This is a genomic window from Pseudoalteromonas sp. SG45-1 (assembly GCF_014164135.1).
In the GTDB taxonomy this organism is placed as follows: domain Bacteria; phylum Pseudomonadota; class Gammaproteobacteria; order Enterobacterales; family Alteromonadaceae; genus Pseudoalteromonas; species Pseudoalteromonas distincta.
This window is the reverse complement of the sequence record NZ_JACJEP010000007.1, coordinates 146,057-166,543: the sequence shown is the minus strand read 5'-3', so window position 1 is coordinate 166,543 and position 20,487 is coordinate 146,057. Positions and strand designations below refer to the sequence as shown.

At 39.5% G+C, this 20,487-nt stretch carries 17 protein-coding genes and 1 pseudogene; 9 read left to right on the top strand and 9 right to left on the bottom strand.

Annotated features, from left to right (window positions below; translation table 11 throughout):
* The coding region (locus tag H5117_RS08950) for a tyrosine-type recombinase/integrase (RefSeq protein WP_259404299.1) at window positions 1-426 on the bottom strand (426 nt) is incomplete at its 3' end.
* 27 nt (window positions 427-453) lie between these two features.
* Window positions 454-522: pseudogene (locus tag H5117_RS20840) on the bottom strand (hypothetical protein); the annotation flags it as partial.
* Window positions 523-1,096: 574 nt separating this feature from the next.
* Here H5117_RS20840 and H5117_RS08945 point away from each other — a divergent pair.
* Complete coding sequence (locus H5117_RS08945; protein WP_182737293.1) at window positions 1,097-1,444, top strand: hypothetical protein; 348 nt, start codon at window positions 1,097-1,099, stop codon at window positions 1,442-1,444.
* Window positions 1,445-1,602: 158 nt separating this feature from the next.
* On the opposite strand, the gene H5117_RS08940 is transcribed toward H5117_RS08945, so the two are convergent.
* Window positions 1,603-2,979: an NAD-dependent succinate-semialdehyde dehydrogenase gene (locus H5117_RS08940; RefSeq protein ID WP_182732771.1), complete on the bottom strand. Its 1,377-nt coding sequence runs from the start codon at window positions 2,977-2,979 to the stop codon at window positions 1,603-1,605.
* 216 nt (window positions 2,980-3,195) lie between these two features.
* Complete coding sequence (locus tag H5117_RS08935) at window positions 3,196-3,711, bottom strand: NUDIX hydrolase (RefSeq protein ID WP_182737291.1); 516 nt, start codon at window positions 3,709-3,711, stop codon at window positions 3,196-3,198.
* Window positions 3,712-3,945: 234 nt separating this feature from the next.
* On the opposite strand from H5117_RS08935, the gene H5117_RS08930 reads away from it, so the two are divergent.
* The 6 genes from H5117_RS08930 to H5117_RS08905 all read left to right on the top strand — a co-directional run bounded on the left by H5117_RS08930 (window position 3,946) and on the right by H5117_RS08905 (window position 10,426).
* The gene (locus H5117_RS08930) at window positions 3,946-5,286 is read left to right on the top strand and encodes a sigma-54 dependent transcriptional regulator (protein WP_039485084.1); all 1,341 of its coding nucleotides are present in this window, start codon (window positions 3,946-3,948) and stop codon (window positions 5,284-5,286) included.
* Between the two features lie 14 nt (window positions 5,287-5,300).
* Window positions 5,301-5,510: a histidine kinase gene (locus H5117_RS08925; RefSeq protein ID WP_039485081.1), complete on the top strand. Its 210-nt coding sequence runs from the start codon at window positions 5,301-5,303 to the stop codon at window positions 5,508-5,510.
* A 38-nt stretch (window positions 5,511-5,548) separates the two neighbouring features.
* Entirely contained in the window at window positions 5,549-7,033 is a 1,485-nt protein-coding gene (locus H5117_RS08920; protein WP_154903470.1) for an ATP-binding protein, read from the top strand.
* Window positions 7,034-7,495, top strand: coding sequence for a response regulator (locus H5117_RS08915; RefSeq protein WP_039485075.1), 462 nt, complete (start codon window positions 7,034-7,036; stop codon window positions 7,493-7,495).
* Between the two features lie 10 nt (window positions 7,496-7,505).
* On the top strand, window positions 7,506-9,473 hold the full coding sequence (locus tag H5117_RS08910) for a hybrid sensor histidine kinase/response regulator (protein ID WP_182737289.1): 1,968 nt from the start codon (window positions 7,506-7,508) through the stop codon (window positions 9,471-9,473).
* Window positions 9,474-9,805: 332 nt separating this feature from the next.
* Window positions 9,806-10,426, top strand: coding sequence for a fumarylacetoacetate hydrolase family protein (locus H5117_RS08905; protein ID WP_149602190.1), 621 nt, complete (start codon window positions 9,806-9,808; stop codon window positions 10,424-10,426).
* Here H5117_RS08905 and H5117_RS08900 read toward each other — a convergent pair.
* The 3 genes from H5117_RS08900 to H5117_RS08890 form a co-directional block, all read right to left on the bottom strand.
* Window positions 10,377-11,300, bottom strand: a complete 924-nt coding sequence (locus tag H5117_RS08900; protein WP_182737282.1) for an ABC transporter substrate-binding protein — start codon at window positions 11,298-11,300, stop codon at window positions 10,377-10,379. The genes H5117_RS08905 and H5117_RS08900 overlap by 50 nt on opposite strands.
* Window positions 11,301-11,417: 117 nt before the next feature.
* Window positions 11,418-12,470 carry an aldo/keto reductase gene (locus tag H5117_RS08895; RefSeq protein WP_154903473.1) on the bottom strand — a complete coding sequence of 351 codons (1,053 nt, stop codon included), beginning with the start codon at window positions 12,468-12,470 and terminating at the stop codon, window positions 11,418-11,420.
* Window positions 12,471-12,488: 18 nt separating this feature from the next.
* Window positions 12,489-12,917 (bottom strand): thioesterase family protein, encoded by a 429-nt coding sequence (locus H5117_RS08890; protein WP_002958095.1) that lies wholly within the window; start codon window positions 12,915-12,917, stop codon window positions 12,489-12,491.
* Window positions 12,918-13,598: 681 nt separating this feature from the next.
* On the opposite strand from H5117_RS08890, the gene dinB reads away from it, so the two are divergent.
* Together dinB and H5117_RS08880 are read left to right on the top strand one after the other, a co-directional pair.
* A complete protein-coding gene (dinB, locus tag H5117_RS08885) occupies window positions 13,599-14,651 on the top strand; it encodes a DNA polymerase IV (protein ID WP_182695735.1) in 1,053 nt (350 codons plus the stop codon).
* A 129-nt stretch (window positions 14,652-14,780) separates the two neighbouring features.
* Window positions 14,781-16,301 carry a leucyl aminopeptidase family protein gene (locus H5117_RS08880; RefSeq protein WP_182737281.1) on the top strand — a complete coding sequence of 507 codons (1,521 nt, stop codon included), beginning with the start codon at window positions 14,781-14,783 and terminating at the stop codon, window positions 16,299-16,301.
* Between the two features lie 71 nt (window positions 16,302-16,372).
* Here the strand turns inward: H5117_RS08880 and H5117_RS08875 are convergent, their stop codons facing one another.
* Together H5117_RS08875 and H5117_RS08870 are read right to left on the bottom strand one after the other, a co-directional pair.
* Window positions 16,373-18,010 carry a methyl-accepting chemotaxis protein gene (locus H5117_RS08875; RefSeq protein WP_182737280.1) on the bottom strand — a complete coding sequence of 546 codons (1,638 nt, stop codon included), beginning with the start codon at window positions 18,008-18,010 and terminating at the stop codon, window positions 16,373-16,375.
* Window positions 18,011-18,152: 142 nt separating this feature from the next.
* Window positions 18,153-20,378, bottom strand: coding sequence for a S9 family peptidase (locus H5117_RS08870; RefSeq protein ID WP_182737277.1), 2,226 nt, complete (start codon window positions 20,376-20,378; stop codon window positions 18,153-18,155).
* Window positions 20,379-20,487: the final 109 nt, after the last annotated feature.

The window sequence follows — 20,487 nt, the reverse complement described above, 5'->3', positions numbered from 1 at the left end:
CTTTAAACCACACATTTGTGCATGTTTTTTCAATGCCTTTCTGAAGCTTGAGGGTGACATGGGTTTATCCATTAACCATCGTGAATAAAACATCCAGCCTGTTGGGTGATACATTTTCCAATAGCGACGTAATTGATTTAGCACGCTATCTGATACAACAACATAGCGTGACTTATCTCCTTTACCATGTTCAATTAAAATGGTTTTACGCTGTCCATCGATGTCTTGCACTTTGATACGCAGCAGTTCGCCAATACGCAAACCACATCCATAACACACCACTATCAATGTTTTTAAGCGCATATCGGTGCAACTTTCTATAAGTCGTCGAATATCATCACGCGATAAATAAGTAGGTGCCCGAGGTTTTGCTTTAGGCAAGGCTATGTCTAAGTTCAGTGGGCGGTGTAAAATATTCTTAAACAAAAACCAGATACTGTTTATTTGTATTTTTTGGCTTGCTCTAGAAAGTTTACGAATCGCAGGATCGTTAAAAAAGGCGTTAAGTTCCTCATCAGTAATCGAATCGAGCGGTTTATTAAAATAATGGACTGAGTTTTAGTAAATGTTCGCAGTAGCTTTTACAGGTACTTTGTGAATAACCACGATAGGCTATTTCAGTTTTGACTTGTTCAATGAGTGTATTCATGACTTACCTCCAAATATGGGATAACTCCAAGGTAAGTGTGGCTCAAATGGTCAGAATAGGATCTCCGCGTAGCGGCTTAGTTCAACAATTTAATAGTGCGCTCATCGCGCATATTTCTGCCGACGTCACGCTCATTTTTCTGAATGATATAGTTTTAACAAATAGTTTAAGGTATTACTATTACTAAGTTTCTGAAACTTTAAAGAAAAGATAAATAGAACAATATGCGCTCAGCGCTCATTTTCATGAATATATGCGCAAAGAGCAGCCTTACCAATCAATTCACGACGATATTTGGCCAATCTCAATGACCGCTTATCGCTCATTGTTGCCTGTCAGGTTAAGTCTAGTGAAATAGATTGCATTGCATTGCATAGTTAAAGTTTTTATATTGTTCGGCAATATTTTATTTGGTGCTAATAAAGCACTGCGTGCAAAGGAAAGCATGTGAATTATAAAAAAATGTACTACCCAGTTAAGGCGCTTGCTGTTTTATCTTTAGTTGCTGTTGCTATTAAGTACTGGATGCCAACTGAAATTGGCTTTGCGTTTATGCTGTTGCCTTATTTGCTTCTATATTTTTTAGCTAACGCTAAAAACTATAAAAATAAACGGCTCATTTTTATTAGAATTATAGCTGCATTATTTACTATTACTTTGGCGGCAGTACTTGTCTTTGGTATTGAACCTGACCCTCAAGCTGGGATTGGTATTATGTTTTTGCTGATAATGCAGCTAGCTGCAATTAGTGCCTCTGAATTTATTATATTATTCTTTTATGTTGATAATGATTAAAAAGCAAACTGCTCATTTACAGTTATTACTGTGTAGTTACTTTGCGGTTTGAACTTAGTAGAGACTAAGCTCTTCTGTAATCTAATTCTAAAGTTAAAAAAACCTAAAAGCGGTTACCCACTTTTAGGTTTTCTAATGTATTAGTATTTAAAGCTAAATTAGCTATTGATCATAATACATTTGATATTCACAAATTCGCGCATACCAAAGCCGCCGTGCTCTCGGCCGTAGCCACTTTCTTTAACACCACCAAACGGTAGGTTAGGTTGTGCTAAACCGTAGCCGTTAATATTGATCATGCCTGTGTCAAAGTACTTTTTAGCTAGTTCAATGGCTTTTTTCTCATCTTTAGAGAAAATACCGCCGCCTAAACCGTAGCGAGAGTCGTTAGCGATGCGCATTGCATCGTCGTTGTCTTTGGCTTTAATAAGCGAAGCTACTGGGCCAAATAATTCGTCGTCATAGGCTGGCATACCAGGGGCTAAGTTATCTAGTAGAGTAGGTGGGTAGTAGTAGCCCGTTTGCGAAGGTATTTCGCCGCCCGTTACTATGTTTGCACCTGCTTTAACTGATTCCATTACTTGGTCGTGAATCCCGTCGCGTAAGTCTTCACGTGCCATTGGACCTAAGTCTGTGTCGTCTGCCATTGGGTCGCCCATTTTCATGGCTTCAAATTGCTCTTTAATTTGCGCTTTAAAGTCATCGTAAAGTGACTCTACAACAACGAAACGTTTAGCTGAAACACACGTTTCACCGTTATTGATCATGCGCCCGGTTACACAGGTTTTAACTGCAAGCTCTAGGTCTGCGTCATCAAGTACCAAGTAAGCGTCGTTACTACCAAGCTCTAACACTGTTTTCTTAACGTATTTACCTGCTTCTTCTGCTACTTTTTTACCTGTCGCATCACTACCGGTAAAGGTTACGCCGCTAATTGCTTTGTGCGAAATTAAAGAACTGGCTGTTTTGCCGTCGATAAGTAGATTGTTAAAGCAATACTCTGGGAAACCAGCTTGTTTAAATAGCTCTTCTATTTTTTCAGCCATGCCAAATACATTACCAGCATGCTTTAATACGGTTGTGTTACCCGCCATGATGTTAGCAGCACTGTAGCGAATTACCTGATAAAGCGGAAAGTTCCATGGTTGAATGCCTAATAGTACACCTGTTGGTTGGTAGCTGATAATTGCGCGGCCGCCGTCCATATCACGTTCTTCGTCAGCAAGTACTTGTGGGCCTTGTTCGGCTGTATAACGACAAATTCCTGCACATAGTTCAACTTCTTGAAAGCCTTGCTCATAAACTTTACCCATTTCTTCGGTCATGAGTTTTGCAATAGCTTCTTTTTGATCTTCAAAGAGTGAGGCTAACTTATTAAGGTATTTTGCACGTTCAGTGAATGACGTTAATCGCCATTTTAAATATGTTTCGTGAGATTTTTCGATTACCTGTTCTGCTTCCTTTTGAGAAAGTAGTGTATAGGTTTCAATGGTTTGCTCAGTTGCGGGATTAATCGTTTTAACTGTGTTACTCATTTCTATCTCCTTACAAATTTAGTTATTTAAAAGGTGCAAGGCTAGAGCCAGTTTTTATAAAAAGTTGATTTTGTTTTTATCCATCTGATTTTATTAATTAAATTTATATTTTTGCTGAAGGAGGATTTTTTAAATATAAAAATTGAGGTGCTCGAGGCAGTAAAATATTCTGGGCGTTGCAAAATTTACAACACCCTCTGGGGCAAACACAGAGCTTTATATTAGCTCCTTTGCAATGCGCTTTAATAAGTAAGTTTCTCGTAAAATAGAAAGCCCTTGTTTTTCACTGTTAGCAATGGTGCGCTCGTTATGTGCAATTGCGTCGTTAATATCAACCCATTTGGCTGTCATGCCATTTTGCTGCTCGTAATGCTCTAATTGCGCTTTGCCAAACTTGTCGGCAATACTGCATACAAAGCAATACGATTTAATATGAATAATATCAAAATCGTCCTTATACCAAGGGCGATACTCTTCATAGAGTCCAAAAGCTTCAACTACACTTATTTGTTGTGCACCGGTTTCCTCGCTTAGTTCGCGAATTAAACCTTGCTCAATACTTTCGCCGTCATCTACTCCACCGCCGGGCAGGCTGTAGTCTTCATAACGGTTTGTATACATTAAAAGTATTTTATTATTTTTAATTACAATAGCGCGAGCTGTTAAGCGTGTAAATTGAGTACCTTGGTCAATATTAATACCTGAATGTATTAAGGTTTTTAATTGCTGCATTTCGTCTCCTTTTTTAGGTTTTTAATAATAATAGTTGCTACCATTCTATAAATAGAAACGATTTTAATTATTAATCATAATTTATGATCGATTTTTTTCAGCATACGTAAATATTAGGTTGGTAACATTAATAGCATTTAATCGCTTAAGTTTATTTTAAAAATTAGATTCTGGGCGCACCTTTAAATTAATATCTAGGTTGCGTAGAATAAGGAAAAAGCATAGGGATTTATCATGTTAGACATACTTTTAGTAGATGACGACGTTGAATTTAGTGACGTTGTTTGCCACATAGTCGAATTCCTCGGCCACAATATAAGCACAGCTACCAGTTTAAAAGAAGCACATCAATGGTTTGAAAATAATGCCTTTGATCATGTGCTGCTTGATTTTATGCTGCCTGATGGTAGCGGTTTGCACTTACTTGATCACTTAAAAACGATTGGGCAATCTCCAAAAATTACACTTATTTCGGGCCATCCTTCAGTTAAAGGTATTTTAGCTGATATGTGTGAGCCAAATGTAGGGCATTTATTAAAACCATTACAACGTGAAGATTTAGAACTCGTTTTAAATGGCCCTAAAAAAGCAGTTAAAAAAGCAAAGTCGAGCGGTATTGTACGCCACTTTGGCGGTTTAATTGGTGAATCTGAGCCAATGCAAAAGCTTTACAACATGATTGAACGCGTAGCTAAAACAAATGCTAACGTGATGCTTATGGGTGAAAGTGGTGCAGGTAAAGAAGTAGTGGCTCAAGCTATTCATAACGCAAGCCAGTGCGAAGGGCCATTAGTTGCTAGCAACTGTGGCGCACTTTCAAAAGAGTTAATTGGTAGTGAGTTATTTGGCCACGAAAAAGGCGCATTTACAGGCGCAATTGCACGTAAAGAAGGTGTATTTGAGCAATCAAATAACGGTACTTTGTTTTTAGATGAAGTAACTGAAATGCCAATTGATATGCAGCCAAATTTACTGCGAGTGCTTGAAACTAAAAAGGTAACACGCGTAGGTGGTAACAGAGAAATACCAACCAATTGCCGTGTTATTTCAGCTACTAACCGCTCGCTTACCGATTTGGCACAAAATAATGTTATTCGTGAAGATATTTACTTTAGGTTGGCTGTTTTTCCTATTGATATACCGCCACTTCGCGATAGAAAAGAAGATGTACCTTTATTAGCAAAAGCCTTTTTAGATCAACTTAATGACGAAAACGGCACTGCCTTTAGTTGGACTGCCGCACAGCTCAAAGAGCTGCAAAGCTATGAATGGCCGGGTAATGTGCGAGAGCTCCGCCATGCTATACACCGTGCATTTATTATGAGCGACCCACAAACCAGCGACATTATTTTACCTGATAACTTAGAGTCACCCTTTTCGCGCGTTAATAATCAAGCTGCCGAAAAGCCTGTATCAGCAGGGCAAACAATTGAAGAAGTTGAAAAAGAACTTATTCATGCAACGCTTGATAAGGTGCAAGGTAATAAAACGCTTGCTGCACAAATGCTTGGTATTAGTACTAAAACACTTTATAACCGCCTTAATGCATATGGCGGTATTGGCGAATATAAATAGATTTGAGGAAGGGCATGACATCCGATAACCAAACAGAGCAACTCAATAAATTAGTACACGATGCAAGAGGGCCGCTAAATCGTATTTCGATGAATGCTGAGCTGATTAAATTGGTACTTGAAAACGATATGCCAAAAGAAAAAGCGTTAGATGCACTTGATAAAATTATCAATAATTGCCAACAGTGCAGCGAAAGTTTGCAAAAAATATCAGACTCTCAATAAATATTAAGTGTTGTATAAACTTTAATTCGGGAAGCTAAATGAGCAAGAAAAAACAGCAAGGTAAAGCGAATATCACTTGGGCAACATTTATGGTGGTTGTGCTAGGTATTATTGTGGGCAACGCATTTTTAGCATTGAATACGATTCAAGGCTTAACACAAACCCAAAAAAGTTTAGACAACACTAGCATGCTAACCACTGCAATTGAGAAGCTGCATCTATCCATAGTGCAGGCTGAGTCTGGGCAGCGTGGTTATTTATTGACAGAAGAGACTGACTATTTAACGCCGTACTACGATGCTGTAGGCCAAATTGAAGCGCAAACAGATCATGTCAAGTCGCTTCACTCTGAGATTGACGGTCAAGCTGAGCGTATAGCCCAGTTGTTAGTTCTTGTAGATAGTAAAATTAAAGAATTAAAACAAACTGTAAACCTTGCGCTAGATGACAAAGAAAGACGTGCGTTGTATGTATTAAATACGCATAAAGGAAGAAAGCTTTATAAGCAAATTAGAGAGTATGTTAATGAAATTCAAGACCGTGAATTACTCTTTAAAGTAAGCCATTTTTCTAAATTAGCACAGATTAAAAATGAAGCTAAAATTACATTCGCTATAACAGCAATAACGAGTGCGTTACTGATTATTGGTATGTTTATTATGACGCGCCTTAATTTAAGAAATGCAGCACAATATCGTTTTGAGCTTGAAAAACAAAACGAAACATTAGCAATGAAGGTTTCTGAGCGGACACAAGAGCTAACATTATATTCAGATGAATTGAGCCGTAGTAACCGAGAGCTTGAAGAGTTTGCTTTTGTAGCAAGCCATGATTTACAAGAACCTCTTAGAAAAATCCAAGCCTTTAGCGACCGTCTTGAAACCATGTTTAAAGATGAATTGGGTGAAAAGGGGATGGATTACATTGGGCGCATGAAAAATGCAGCGCAGCGTATGTCTAACTTGATTAACGACTTATTAGAGTTTTCGCGAATTACAACGCGTGGTAAAGATTTTGATGACACGAATTTAAATGAAGTTGTAGCTGATATATTAAGTGATTTAGAGATTGCGATAAAAGAGTCTGAAGCACAAATTGATGTAGATGATTTACCAGTTATTCAGGCCGATAAAAGCCAAATGCAGCAGCTGTTTTTAAACTTGCTGTCGAACGCTGTTAAATTTAGGCGTCCCGACGTAAACCCACACATAAAAATCAGTTATCAAGATGAAGATATTTTCAGCTCTGATCATAATACTCATTTAAGTTTTCAAGTTATTACCATAGAAGATAACGGTATTGGTTTTTCACAAGAATATGCCGATAAAATATTTGTACCGTTTCAGCGCTTACATGGACGCTCACAATATAAAGGCACGGGTATTGGCCTTTCTGTATGTAGGCGTATTGTGGAGCGCCACGGCGGAACAATTACAGCCCAAAGTAAAGACGGTGAAGGTGCAACCTTTATTATAAAACTACCTGTGGAAGCTGAGCTTTTCACATTGCAAGGAGAGGCTTAAATGCCCTATTCAAAAGTAAAACCGATTACTATTTTAATGGCAGACGACGATGAAGATGATCGTTTGTTAACACAAGATGCCCTTGCTGAAAGTCGTGTACTTAACGAGCTTCATTTTGTTGAAGATGGCGTTGAGTTGCTTGAGTATTTAGAGCGTAAAGGTAAGTTTGAAGACAAAGCAGTTTCGCCGCGTCCTGGACTTATATTACTTGATTTAAATATGCCTAGAATGGATGGCCGTGAAGCGCTTGAAGCTATAAAAGGAAACCCTAACTTAAAGGGAATTCCGGTTGTTATATTAACTACGTCTAAACAAGAAGAAGACATGGTTAAAGGGTATAACTTAGGTGCTGCATCTTACATTACAAAACCAGTAACGTTTGATGGTTTGGTTGATTTGATGAAAACGCTAGGAAAATACTGGGTAGAATTTGTAGAGCTACCGACAACATTTAACGATTAATGGAGATTGTATGTTAGATAAAGTGACTCAGTTGCTGCTTGTAGAAGACGATGAAGATGATTACATACTCACCTGCGACTATCTGGACCAATTGGATTCACACACGTTTAACATTCAATGGATAAGCTCTCCAGAGCAGGCAATTGCAACGCTTAGTAAAAATGAGCACGACATTTGCCTGCTTGATTACCGCTTGGGTGCATCGAATGGTTTAGATGTATTAAAAGAAGCAATTGCCAATGGCTTTAGCGGTCCCATTATTATGCTTACCGGGCAGTCAAACGACGAGTTAGACTCGGCGGCGCTTGATGCCGGTGCAGTAGATTACTTAATTAAAACAGAAATGAGTTCGAGCCGCTTTGCGCGTGCTATTCGTTATGCTTTGGCACGTAAAGATGTTGAAGGCGAGAGAGTAGAACGCTTAAAAGCTGAAGCCGAAAACCGTTCAAAAGATCGATTTTTAGCTCATTTGAGCCATGAGTTACGTACTCCTCTATCGTCTATTTTAGGCTACACCGAACTGTTAATGCAGAGCGATTTTAGTCAGCAAGCTGAAAATGAATTGGGTGTTATTTATCGAAATGGTAAACACTTATTGAGCTTGTTAAACGACGTGCTCGACTTATCTAAAATAGCTGCCGATAAACTGGAACTTACCCTAAGCGAAGTTAACCTTGATAGCATGCTTGCCGATGTATACACGCTAATGCGCGTATCGGTGCTTGATAAGGGCCTTACGCTGCGCTTTGAATCACATCAGCCATTACCTTTGGTTGCACGACTGGATGCAACAAGAGTTCGTCAAATTTTAATAAATCTAATAAACAATGCGGTTAAATTTACCGATAAAGGCGAAATTGTTGTTAATGCGTGGACGCAATGGGTTGATGATCGCGAAATGCTATTTTTTAGCATTAAAGATTCAGGTATGGGCATTGCCCCTGAAAAACAAGAACTTATATTTAAGCCATTTGAACAAATAGCCGATGTAGAATCACGCTCTGTAGGTGGCGCAGGCTTAGGTTTGGCAATATGTGCTGAATTGTTAGCGCGTATGCACGGTGATATTAGTTTGCACTCTGAAATAGGCAAAGGTTCTACATTTACGATTTCGGTATATCCAGGTGATATTAGCGAAGTAGAACGACAAGTACTTAATTTTAGTAGTGCCCCACAATTACAAAGTAAATCGGCTCCATGCAAAGTGCATGGGCGAGTGTTAGTGGTTGATGATTTACGTGATTTACGCATGCTAGTTGGTCATATGATCAGTACCTGTGGTGCGCGCGTAGATTATGCCGAACATGGCCAGCAAGCACTTGAAAAAGTACGCATAGCAGATGCGTATAAAGCGCCTTACGATATTATTTTTATTGATATTCATATGCCTGTAATGGGCGGCAAGGAAGCCACCATAGAGCTTAGAAAAATGGGCTACAAAGGCCCAATAATTGCGCTCACTGCCGCTACGATGAAAGGCATACATGAGGAGCTTGCTGCACTTGGTTTTAACGATGTAATACCAAAGCCTGTTGATAGCGCGGCTTTATATCAATGTTTGCAAGATTACTTGGTAGCGCCAGAGCATGCACCGCAAGCTAAAGATATAAATTGTAGTAATGGCTTAACCGAGAAAAAGCAGCGCTTTTTACTTGTGGAAGACGATCATGATGCAGCGCAAATTACGCAACTACTTTTAGAAAGTTTAGGCGTTGAAACCGTCATTGCGTCTAGCTGCGCACAATGTTTGCAAATACTTAATCACGATCAGCAATTTAATAAGATATTGTTAGATATGCATTTACCTGATGGTCGTGGCGTTGACTTAGGCCAGCAAATTAATGAACGATACCCTGAATTACGTTTAGTGATTGTAAGTGGCGCAGAGCCAGATCCAAGAGAAATAAAAGATTTAAATATTGACCGAGTTTTACTTAAACCTATTAATTTGAGCTTACTTGAAACGCTTATTAGCTAGGGCCTGTTTATCTTTCTAGGTTAAATTTGCAGCAGTTTATTTGGTATTTAGGCAAGGCAGAGTCTATGTAGTGTGGTTATTCCTCATAAATAGGCGATAACGTAGCACAAATGCCAAACATGCGCTGCCCGAAGGGTTCTGCCCAGGGGCTATTTACTCTTTGTTGCTCGGTTTTTACTTATTCGTACAGGGATGTAAGTCAGTAGAATAACGCAGGATCAGTTATCGAGCCCACTAGGTTACAAACCTCGCGCCGCGATTAAATAGCCCCTAGATTGAACAAATTTTAATCCTGAAAGGTCAACAGGTCCAATAACTGAGAAATTATTTATATGCATTCAATAAAGTTAGTATCTGAAGAATTAACACCATCAAAAGTAGTGTGTGTTGGTCGTAATTATACCGCACACATTGCAGAGCTAAATAACGAAACGCCAGATCAAATGGTTTTATTTAATAAGCCAAATAGCGCAATTACTAATACGTTATTTGCAGCTCACAACGGCGATACGCTGCATTATGAAACCGAGCTATGTTTTGTAGTTAAAGATAAAAAATTTGCAGGTGTTGGACTCGGCCTTGATTTAACTAAGCGTACTGTGCAAAGTAAATTAAAAAATAAAGGGCTTCCATGGGAGCGCGCTAAAGCGTTCGACGGCTCTGTAATTTTAACTGATTTTGTAGCGCTAACTGATGCAATGAAGCACTTTACCTTTGAACTTAAAATTAATAATGAAGTGATTCAGCGAGGTGATACTCATTTTATGCTGCACAACCCTGACTCAATTTTACAAGAAATTAGTGAATTTATGAGCTTAGAAGACGGTGATGTAATAATGACAGGTACACCGTCGGGCGTAGGTGAGGTAACAGCTAAAAGTATTTTTGCAGTGGCGCTTTATGCTAATGATCAGTGTTTGCTTGAGCATCAGTGGCAAGTAAGTAAAAATTAATGACTTGCTGTTGGTAGTGTTTATCAAAGTCAGTAAAGGTGGTTTTAAGCCAATTATGCTGACTTTGTTGATACTCAGGCGATTGAAGTACATTATTTTTTAATGCGCGGTTAATTTTTTTAAGGGCTTGCTCTGCAAAATTATTAGGTGCTTTAGCCGCACAGCCTATTGCTCCTCTTATAAATTGAATGTCATTTTCTGCAATTGGCACACTTTCTATATTCGTATACTCCCCTTGTTTATTAAAGTAATCAGCCATAAACGGGTAATCAATTGAGTAGTCTAAAAAGCCGTGACTCAAGCGTGCTATAACAGCCTGACTTTCATTTTCGCTACTCCAACTTAACGAAGACTCTTTATCTCGTTTTGTATTTTCAATAATTGTATTAATTTTAGTTGTAAATTTACGTGCAGCCGCTTGCCCGTATACATATTGCGGGTCGGTTAATAAATTAATAAGGTGAATAGGCGAGCCGTGCTTTTCTTCTAATTGCGGCTTTAGCTCTTTAGTCGTGATAATTGAAAATGGGGGATATACCGTTGTTGGATTTGAGTAGTTAAGTTGTTGGTTATTATTTTTTTTATAAATAACACACGGAAAACATACATTTTTCCCTTCATTTAAATATTTATTTATACGCTGCTGAGGAACAATTAAGCGAGTATGTTTTACATCAGTTATGGTTCTGATGAGTTGCTCGGTTAGGTTGTCGCAAATTCCGCCTTGTGGTGCGCTTTCACTTTTAGCTATATGAAAAGGGGGCGTGTAACTTTGCAGCCAAATAATCTCTTCTAGAGGTTGTGCTTTTTGCTCAACGGCGTGCGCGTTGAATACAATTAATAAGCAAAATGCATAGTATCCGTTTTTCAGCATTGATAAGTGTTCGTTGAATTAAGAAAACCTAATAAAAGTATAGTGTTGGTTGTAGTAGGGTCAAATATTTTAGTTAAAAAGCAACCTCATTCAAGGCTGCTTTTAACTCATACATGCTTAATAAGGCATCGGATGGTTTCTAAATATGGTGTTAATCTCACTAAGAATTTCGTCGTTTAGCGTTATGCTAAATGCGTCTATATCTTCCTTTAGTTGAGCTATAGATGTTGCCCCAATAATTGAAGAAGTTACGCCATCTACTTGGTTACACCATGCTAAGGCTAGTTGTGCTGGAGTAATATTGTTTGCATGAGCCAGCTCAACATACTGCTTAGTTGCTTGCTCTGCATTGGGTGTATCTCTAAAAATACCGTTACGCTGCATGAAGGTCCAACGAGAGCCTTCAGGGCGAGCTCCATTTAGATATTTACCCGTTAATAAACCGGCTGCTAAAGGCGACCACGGTAAGTAGGCAATATCTTCGTGTACACATTGTTCTATTAAATACGGCCAGTCTTTAGCGTGCGCTAAGCTAAACTCATTTTGAATAGATACCATACGCGGTAAGTTATGCTCTTTGGCCAAACTTAAAAACTGGCTTATACCCCATGGCGTATCGTCAGATAAACCGCAGTGCTTAATTTTACCTGCTTTAACACATTCATTAAGGCCTTCTAGAATATCAAGCATACTAGCTTGCTGCTCTTGTGTATTTACGTCGGTAAATTTAAGAGTGCCGGGCCATTGTCTGCCAAAGTGAGGGGTAGAGCGGTTTGGCCAATGTAGTTGATATAAATCAATGTAGTCTGTTTGAAGTCGCTTAAGTGAATCATCCACGGCTTCTATTACTGTTTGGCGAGTAATATTGCCGCCATCACGTACCCACGATAATCCATTGCCTGCAATTTTTGTAGCTAGTACCACATCGCTGCGCTTTTGCTGATTACGCGATAGCCAATTGCCAATAATTTCCTCGGTTTTACCATAGGTCTCTGGCGAAGGAGGTACAGCATACATTTCGGCTGTATCAATAAAGTTTACGCCTTGCTCTAGCGCGTAGGCTATTTGTTCATCAGCGTCGCTTTGAGTATTTTGTTTACCCCAAGTCATACTCCCTAGGCACACTCGAGATACGTTTACGCCACTGCTACCTAGTGGGTTGTATTGCATAAAAATTCCTTAACTAAATTAGTTTTGAGCATGGCTGATTAAAGCCGATAAAAGAGGCTCGGAGATTGGGGCTTTTTGCCCTGTAGTAAAATCAAACATTACAACTTTAGATGCACCCGTAGTCGTTATTGCTTTTTGTGCATGGCTGTAAACTGTGTAGTTCATGGTAAAGCGATCTGTTTTAAGATCTGTAATTGTAACGCCTACAGTGAGTGTGTCGGGAAAAGTTACTGGGCGTTTATAGCGAACGTTATTTTCGCTTATTACTGGGCCCACACCGTTTGGGCTTATTGTGTCGAACAAATTTATTTTATTTAAAAAGTCGATTCGGGCTATTTCAAAGTAACGTAAATACACTACATTATTTACGTGTTGTAGCGCATCCATATCAGCCCATGCTACGGTGATATCGGTATGAATAGGGTGCTGATCTTTAAACGTTTGCATTATTTATTGGCCCTTGATTTTTAAAGTACTTAGATTATCAACATGGTGTTACGAGCTCAAGGTAATTAATGGCATGTTTTTTTTATAAGATGATTGTACCTGTTTAATTTTAGGTCTACAGTTAAATTACACAGACACACAAAAACACACACAAAGGTAATAATATGCAGAATATAATTAATTGGTCCTTAGCTTGTTTGGTTTTTATAGCCTCTTTTACCTGTTACGCGATGGGGAATGAATCTGGCGCTATCATTTTAATGTTGGCAGGATTTTTATTTGAGGTTGTGTATTGGCTACGTGGTTATAAGAGATCGGAGGACAATAAACACTTTTTTTAATCGTTAACTAGGGCCTGTTGACCTTTCAGGATTAAAATTTGTTCAATCTAGGGGCTATTTAATCGCGGCGCGAGGTTTGTGACCTAGTGGGCTAAGTAAAAACCGAGCAACAAAGAGTAAATTGCCCCTAGGCAGAACCCTTCGGGCAGCATATGTTTGGCATTTGTGCTACGTTATCGCCTATTTATGGGGAATAACCACACTACATAGGCTCTGCCTTGCCTAAATACCAAACATACTGCTGCAAATTTAACCTCGAAAGATAAACAGGCCCTAGGCTTGCATATCACATTTTATTCTATAATAATGACTGTATAAATAACCAGTTATTATTGTGGTGATGAAGAAGTTTATTCACATAGACATGGATTGCTTTTATGCAGCAGTAGAAATGCGAGATAATCCAAAACTTGCATGTGTACCGCTTGCTATTGGAGGCAATAGCCGACGAGGCGTGCTCTCAACCGCTAACTATATAGCTAGAGAGTATGGCGTGCGATCGGCTATGTCGAACTATCATGCTAAACAATTATGCCCCGATTTAGTTATTGTCCCAGGGCGCATGGCTGTATATAAAGAAGCTTCAAACCAAATACGTGAAGTATTTAGCCGCTATACAAACTTAATTGAACCCCTTTCTTTAGACGAAGCCTACCTAGATGTAACAGACAGCACCGCTTGTAAAGGCAGTGCCACACTTATTGCACAGCAAATAAGAGCCGATATTTACAATGCTACAGGGCTCACTGCATCAGCTGGTATTGCACCGATTAAATTTATTGCCAAAATAGCCAGTGACGAAAATAAACCGAATGGTCAATTTGTCGTTTTGCCTGATGAGGTCGATGACTTTTTAGCGCAATTACCGCTTGGGAAAATTCCAGGAGTGGGCAAAGTAACGCTCGAAAAGCTAAATTTAAAAGGCTTATATACCGGCAAGGATGTACGTGAAAAAGGCGTTAACTGGATGCAGCAACATGTGGGTAATTTTGGTGTGTCGCTTTATCAAAAATGTGCAGGTGAGTATGTTGGTAAAGTATCCACAGATCGTATAAGAAAATCGCTGAGTGTTGAACATACCTACGAGTACAACAAAACAAGTTTGCAAGAGTGCTTAGATGAGCTGCCAAGGTTGTTAGACGAATTAGTTTTAAGGCTTAATAAACAGCAGTTACGAAACCGTATTAATAAATTGAGTGTTAAGGTGAAGTTTGCAAATTTTGTAGTGACCTCTGCCGATCAGGTATACCACGAGCTAAATACAGAAATATTTGTTCAACTACTTACTAAGGCCTACCAGCGTGGGCTACAACAGCCTGTAAGATTACTTGGCATAGGCGTTGGCATTAAAAACGAGCCAGAGCAAAACTTCCAACTTAGTATTCTCGATTAAGCTGTAAAGCCTGTAACTCCAAGTTGCCATTTATTGATAGGTTATGTGATTAGCTCATCGCTCCTTGCTGGTCTTCAATATTTAAATCGACGATAATAGGGGCTTATGTTTTCTAACAGGACCTTATTTATGGCATACCCTCAAGCGGTTAGTGCAAGCCTTGAATGCACATCTCATGATGCGCTTATTATTATTAGTAATGACTTTTCTCAGTTACCAAATAACTCATTACGTGATGCTATTTTAGCTCAAGCAAACGTAGATTCTCGCATCGGTAAGCAAGTTACTTTATTAGTAATTGAAAACAAGCGCGTTGTACTTGCGCCAACCGGTCCGTTAAATAGAGATTACGACGACGTGCGTCGTTATTTTGATGCTGCTAAATTAGCAATTAACGAAGCAAAAGCGTCGGGCAGTGTTAACCCTGCATTATTTTTAACAAATTTAAATGGCGATAGCCGTTATCAGCATGCTTTAGAAGTTGCTTATTTAGGCGCTTGCCAAGCCTTATGGCAGCCATTAGAAGCGCGTGAATATCACGGTGAAAGCATTGAACCTATTACACAGATTGGTTTAGTTGGCGCAAGCGAGCAAACTATTAAAGCTGTTAATGCAATTGCAGCAGGCCAATATGCAGCGCGTGACCTGTGTGGCACTGAACCTGAGCGTATGGCTCCCCCACGTTTTGCTGATTACTGTGTTGAATTGTTTAAAGACTCAAACATTGCAGTTGACGTAATTGATGATATTGCAGCTATTGATAAAAACTACCCAATGCTAAGTACAGTTGCTCGCGCATCGTATGCAGTTGAGCGCCATCACCCCCGTGTTGTTAAGCTTGAATATATACCAGAGGGCGAAATTACTCGCACACTTATGTTTGTAGGTAAGGGCCTTGTATACGATACAGGCGGTGCAGATTTAAAAGTAGGCGGCCATATGGCAGGCATGAGCCGTGATAAAGGCGGCGCAGCTTCTGTTGCGGGCTTTATGAAAGCCGTTGCTGATTATCAGCCTAAAGGCGTTAAAGTGGTATCGTACTTAGCTGTTGTTCGCAACTCTATTGGCTCAGATTGTTTTGTGCCAGATGAAATTATTACTAGCCGTGAAGGTGTTCGTGTACGTATTGGTAATACCGATGCAGAAGGGCGTTTAGCAATGGGCGACCTGCTTAGCGAAATGAAAGATTTAGCTAAAGGTGAGGTTAATCCAACGTTATTTACTGTAGCTACATTAACGGGTCATGCAGCTCGCGCAATGGGTCCTTACGGTGCGTATGTTGAAAATGGTCCAGCTCGTAGTGCTGGTGTTTCACGTCAAATAGCTGACCTTGGAGATTTGTGGGCCGATGGCGCTGAAGTATCGCGTTCACGCCGTGAAGACTACGACTTTATTAAACCACGTACGCTAGCTGACGATGTTTTATCTAGCAATAACGCAGCATCTGCCGTTACTGCTCGTGGACATCAGTTCCCTATGGCGTTTATGGCTATTGTTGGTGGGCTTGATAAGCACGGTAATGACTCTGCACAGCCTCTACCTTATGTTCATATGGATATAGCAGGTAGCGGTGTTGAAGGCGGTGATTGGCAGCATGGTAAGCCAACAGCTGCATCAGTAACGAGCTTGTTTGCACGTTATTGTTTGTAAGCTAAAAACTTACATGTAATTAAAAAGCCCTGTTAATTCAGGGCTTTTGCATTTTATGAGAACGCTATCGATTAATCTAATTTAAAACGATTAACTACGCTCGAAAGACCTTCGCTACTTTGTTTGAGATTATCACTGGCATCGGTAAGCTGCTTAGTATTATTTAATGATTGCTCAGTTGATTGAGATAGCTCATTTATACGCAAATTAACCTCGTCGGCAGCTTGCGTTTGTTGTTCTGTGGCACGTGCTATTTGGCTGTTCATTTCGGTAATAATTGAAACAAGTCGTTCTATTTCATTAAGTGAAGTATTGGCTGATGACGCCTGCTCTACGGTAGAAACTGAAAGTGCTTGGCTTGATTTAACTGCTTCTACTGCTGCTTTTGCACCTTCTTGTAGTTTAGTGATCATGGTTTGAATTTCGTCAGTACTTTGCCCTGTACGACTGGCCAGTGTTCTTACTTCATCTGCAACAACAGCAAATCCTCGACCATGCTCTCCTGCGCGAGCAGCCTCAATGGCAGCGTTTAATGCCAGTAAGTTTGTCTGCTCCGATATACTTCTTATTACATCAAGCACAGAGCCTATATTATGGCTCTCGTTGGCTAAATCTTCTGTTACACGGCTTACTGTTTCAATGTTGCTTGAGAGCGTTTCTATTGCTGTAATTGTTTGCGCAACCACATTTTTACCCGTTGATGCATTTTGTGCTGCATCCTTAGCTGCTTGCTCTGCAGCTTCAGCGTTACGGCTCACATCGTGTATTTGGTGAGTCATTTGCTCCATGGCAGCTGCAACTTGGGTTGAACTATCGTTTTGAAGCTCAATAAATGAGTGGCTTGTTCTACTTGAGTCGTCAACTGTATGCGCATGTTCGCTTACATCGTTTGCACTTTGTGCTACATGAACAAGTGACTCTCGCATTTTTAGAGCAAATAAATTAAATGAACGTGATAGTTCAGATATTTCATCATTACCGGATTCATTTAATTTACGGGTTAAATCGCCTTCGCCTTGAGAAATGTCTTTCATCATATCGGCTGCTAAGCGAGTCGGTATTAAAATACTCTTACCTATAAAGTAACTAAGTAAAATAACAGCAATAATCATAATTATTGCACTGATGACTATAAGGTTACGTTGCTCGCTAAATGCTTCGTCAATTGAATCAAGGTAAACACCCGAGCCAATAATCCACTGCCATTGATTAAAACCTTTAACAAATGCGATTTTTTCAACCGGTTTATCTTTACCTGGTTTTGGCCATTTATAAGGGATAAATCCCTCGCCAGAGCGTTTAACTATATTTACCATATCAACAAACAATGCTTTGCCGTCAGGGTCCTTGTTATTAGTTAAATCTTTTCCATCAAGCGCAGGTTTTATAGGGTGCATAACCATTGTTGGCTGGTAATTGTTAATCCAAAAGTAATTGGTTTTGTCGTAGCGCAGTGCTTTTATTGCATTAAGTGCTTGTGATTGAGCTTGTTGTTGAGTGAGAGTGTTATCTTGTTCAAGCGCATAATAGTGCTCGATTATACTGTACGCCGTTTCTACTACATTTTGTGTTTTTATGTATTGCTCGTCTTCTAGCGAACTATATTGATGAGTTAGGCTCGATATACTAAGTATTATTAGTCCAAATACAACGATGGCTATTAACAGTGAAAAACGCTGGGATATACTAAAACTTCGTAGATTAGGCATACATTTATCCTCAAAAAGTGTGCGCTTTAGCGCATAGAATAAGCGTAGCTAAAAAAAGAGTTTAATCTAGGCTTAACGCCTATTAATGCAAAAAAAAGGCTGATTTATCAATCAGCCTTTAGTCTGTTATTACTTTACTTGCTTATTTAACGTCAAAATGGCGATTAAAGAAGTTTGTAATTGTTTGATGTAAGTGTGTTTGCACTTGTTTACCGCGTAGGCTGTGCTTAGAGCCTGGGTAGGTCATCATTTCAAACTGCTTTTCGTTATCTTGCAGTTGTTTAAACAACTTAGTTGAATGCGTAAACAATACGTTGTCATCAGCCATTCCATGGTAAATCATTAATGGGCCTTTTAAGCCATCAGCATATGGAAATACTGCGCTGTCTTCATAGCCTTTAGCATTTGTATCGGGGTGACCTAAATAACGCTCTGTGTAATGTGTATCGTATAGAGCCCAATCGGTTACTGGAGCACCTGATACGCCGGCTTGAAAGTAATCGCCCGCTTTAAACATAGTCATAAGCGCCATGTAGCCGCCGTAGCTGTGGCCATAAACACCGATGCGTTGTGGATCAACGTAATCAAGTGTACGTAAAAACTCTACGCCTTTAATTTGATCGGCAACTTCAACCACACCTAAATGTTTATAAATAGCATCTTCAAACTTTTTACCACGGTTGTACGAACCACGGTTATCCAGTTGAAAAATTACATAACCTTGTTGCGCCATGTACTGAAAGTACAAGTTTTTACTGCGCCAGCTATTCGTCACTCGTTGAGCATGCGGGCCGCCGTATACGTTAACAATAACAGGGTGCTTTTTGCCATCAGCAATGGCGCTAGGCTTAAATAAACGGTAATGCATAACTTGACCATCATCGGCTTTAATTGTGCCGTATTCTGGTTTTGTTAAGTCGCTTAAATAAGGAGTAAGGGGGTGGCTACTATCAAGCTTATTTTCTTCAAGCCAGGTAATAAATTCACCGTTTACTTTACGAAGTGCTGCTGAGTTTGGTTTATTATCAGAAGAGCTATTATCGATAAAGGTTTTGCTGTCCTTTGCTAGCACAACATTGTGGTACTGACCTTTTTCGGTAATACGTTTGGCATCGCCTTTTTTAAATAAAGGCGCGCTGTATAAATGGCTTTCAAGCGGTGTATCTTTTCGACCGGCAAAGTAAACAATGCCTTTTTTCTCATCAATACCTTTTAAGCTATCAACAGCCCAGTCACCTGAGGTAATTTGGCGAACAAGTTGACCGTTTGTACGATACAGATATAAATGTTTAAAGCCGTCGCGCTCAGATGCCCATACAAAGTGTTTTTTGTCTTTTAAAAACTCAAGATCAAAATGTAGGTTTATCCACGTTTCGCTATTTTCGGTCAGCGCTACTTTTTGGGCTTTAGTTTCGCTGTTATAAAAACGCAGTTCTAATTTATGTTGCGAGCGATTTTGCCATTGGTACGACAGTGTATTGCCGTCTTTTAGCCATTTAGCGCGTGCAATGTAAATGTCTTCATCTTTACCTAAATCAATCCAATCTACTTTTTGGTCGTTTAGCTTAACCACACCAAGTTGAATTTTAACATTATCGGTACCTGTAAACGGGTAGCGCTGGTTAAATAATTTAACTTCATCAGCGTAAATTTCGTTACGGATAGCTTCTTTTACAGGGGTTTCGTCAACGCGGGTATAGGCAATTTTAGTTTCATCACCTGACCACCAGTAACCTGTCATACGGCTCATTTCTTCTTGAGCAACAAATTCGGCCATGCCGTTTTTAATTACGCCGCCGCCATCTTTACTAAGCTGAATCTCTTTACCAGACTCAAGCTCTAAAGCATAAAGGTTTTGCTCTCGAATAAACGATACGTAGTTACCTTTAGGTGAAAAGCGTGCATCGGTTTCAAATGCTTCAGTGTCGGTTAGTTTTTTACTTTTATCTGAGGCTAAATCGTAATAATAAAGGTCACCATTGAGTGGGAATAAAAGTGCTTTGCCATCTTTAGACCATTTGTATTCAAGTATGCCTTTACCAAAAATACGTTGGCGTTCGCGGCGTGCTTTTTCTTCATCTGATAGGTTTTCTGGGCCTGAAAATAACTTTGCTGAATCAACTAGCACACGGTTGGTGTTATCTTTTAGATTGTATTCCCATAAATCGTAGCGGTTGTAGTCATCGCTTTTGCCTTGTAGGTAAGTTACACGGCTGCCGTCAGGCGAAAATTTAAGTTGTACAGGTGATTTACCAGAAAGGCTCGGATCGTCAAAAATTCGCTCCAGCGATAAAGGTTTTGCTTGAACACTAATAGCGCCAACCATTAACGGTATAGCTAGTGAGAGGTGTTTTATTTTTTTTAGCACAAGGTTGCCTTAGCTTATTATAAATATTGCTTTGATGGTAAAGCCAAGCGTGTGCAACTGCAACTAAATGCTATAAAGTGGCGATTATCAAAGACAAAGTAGGACATAG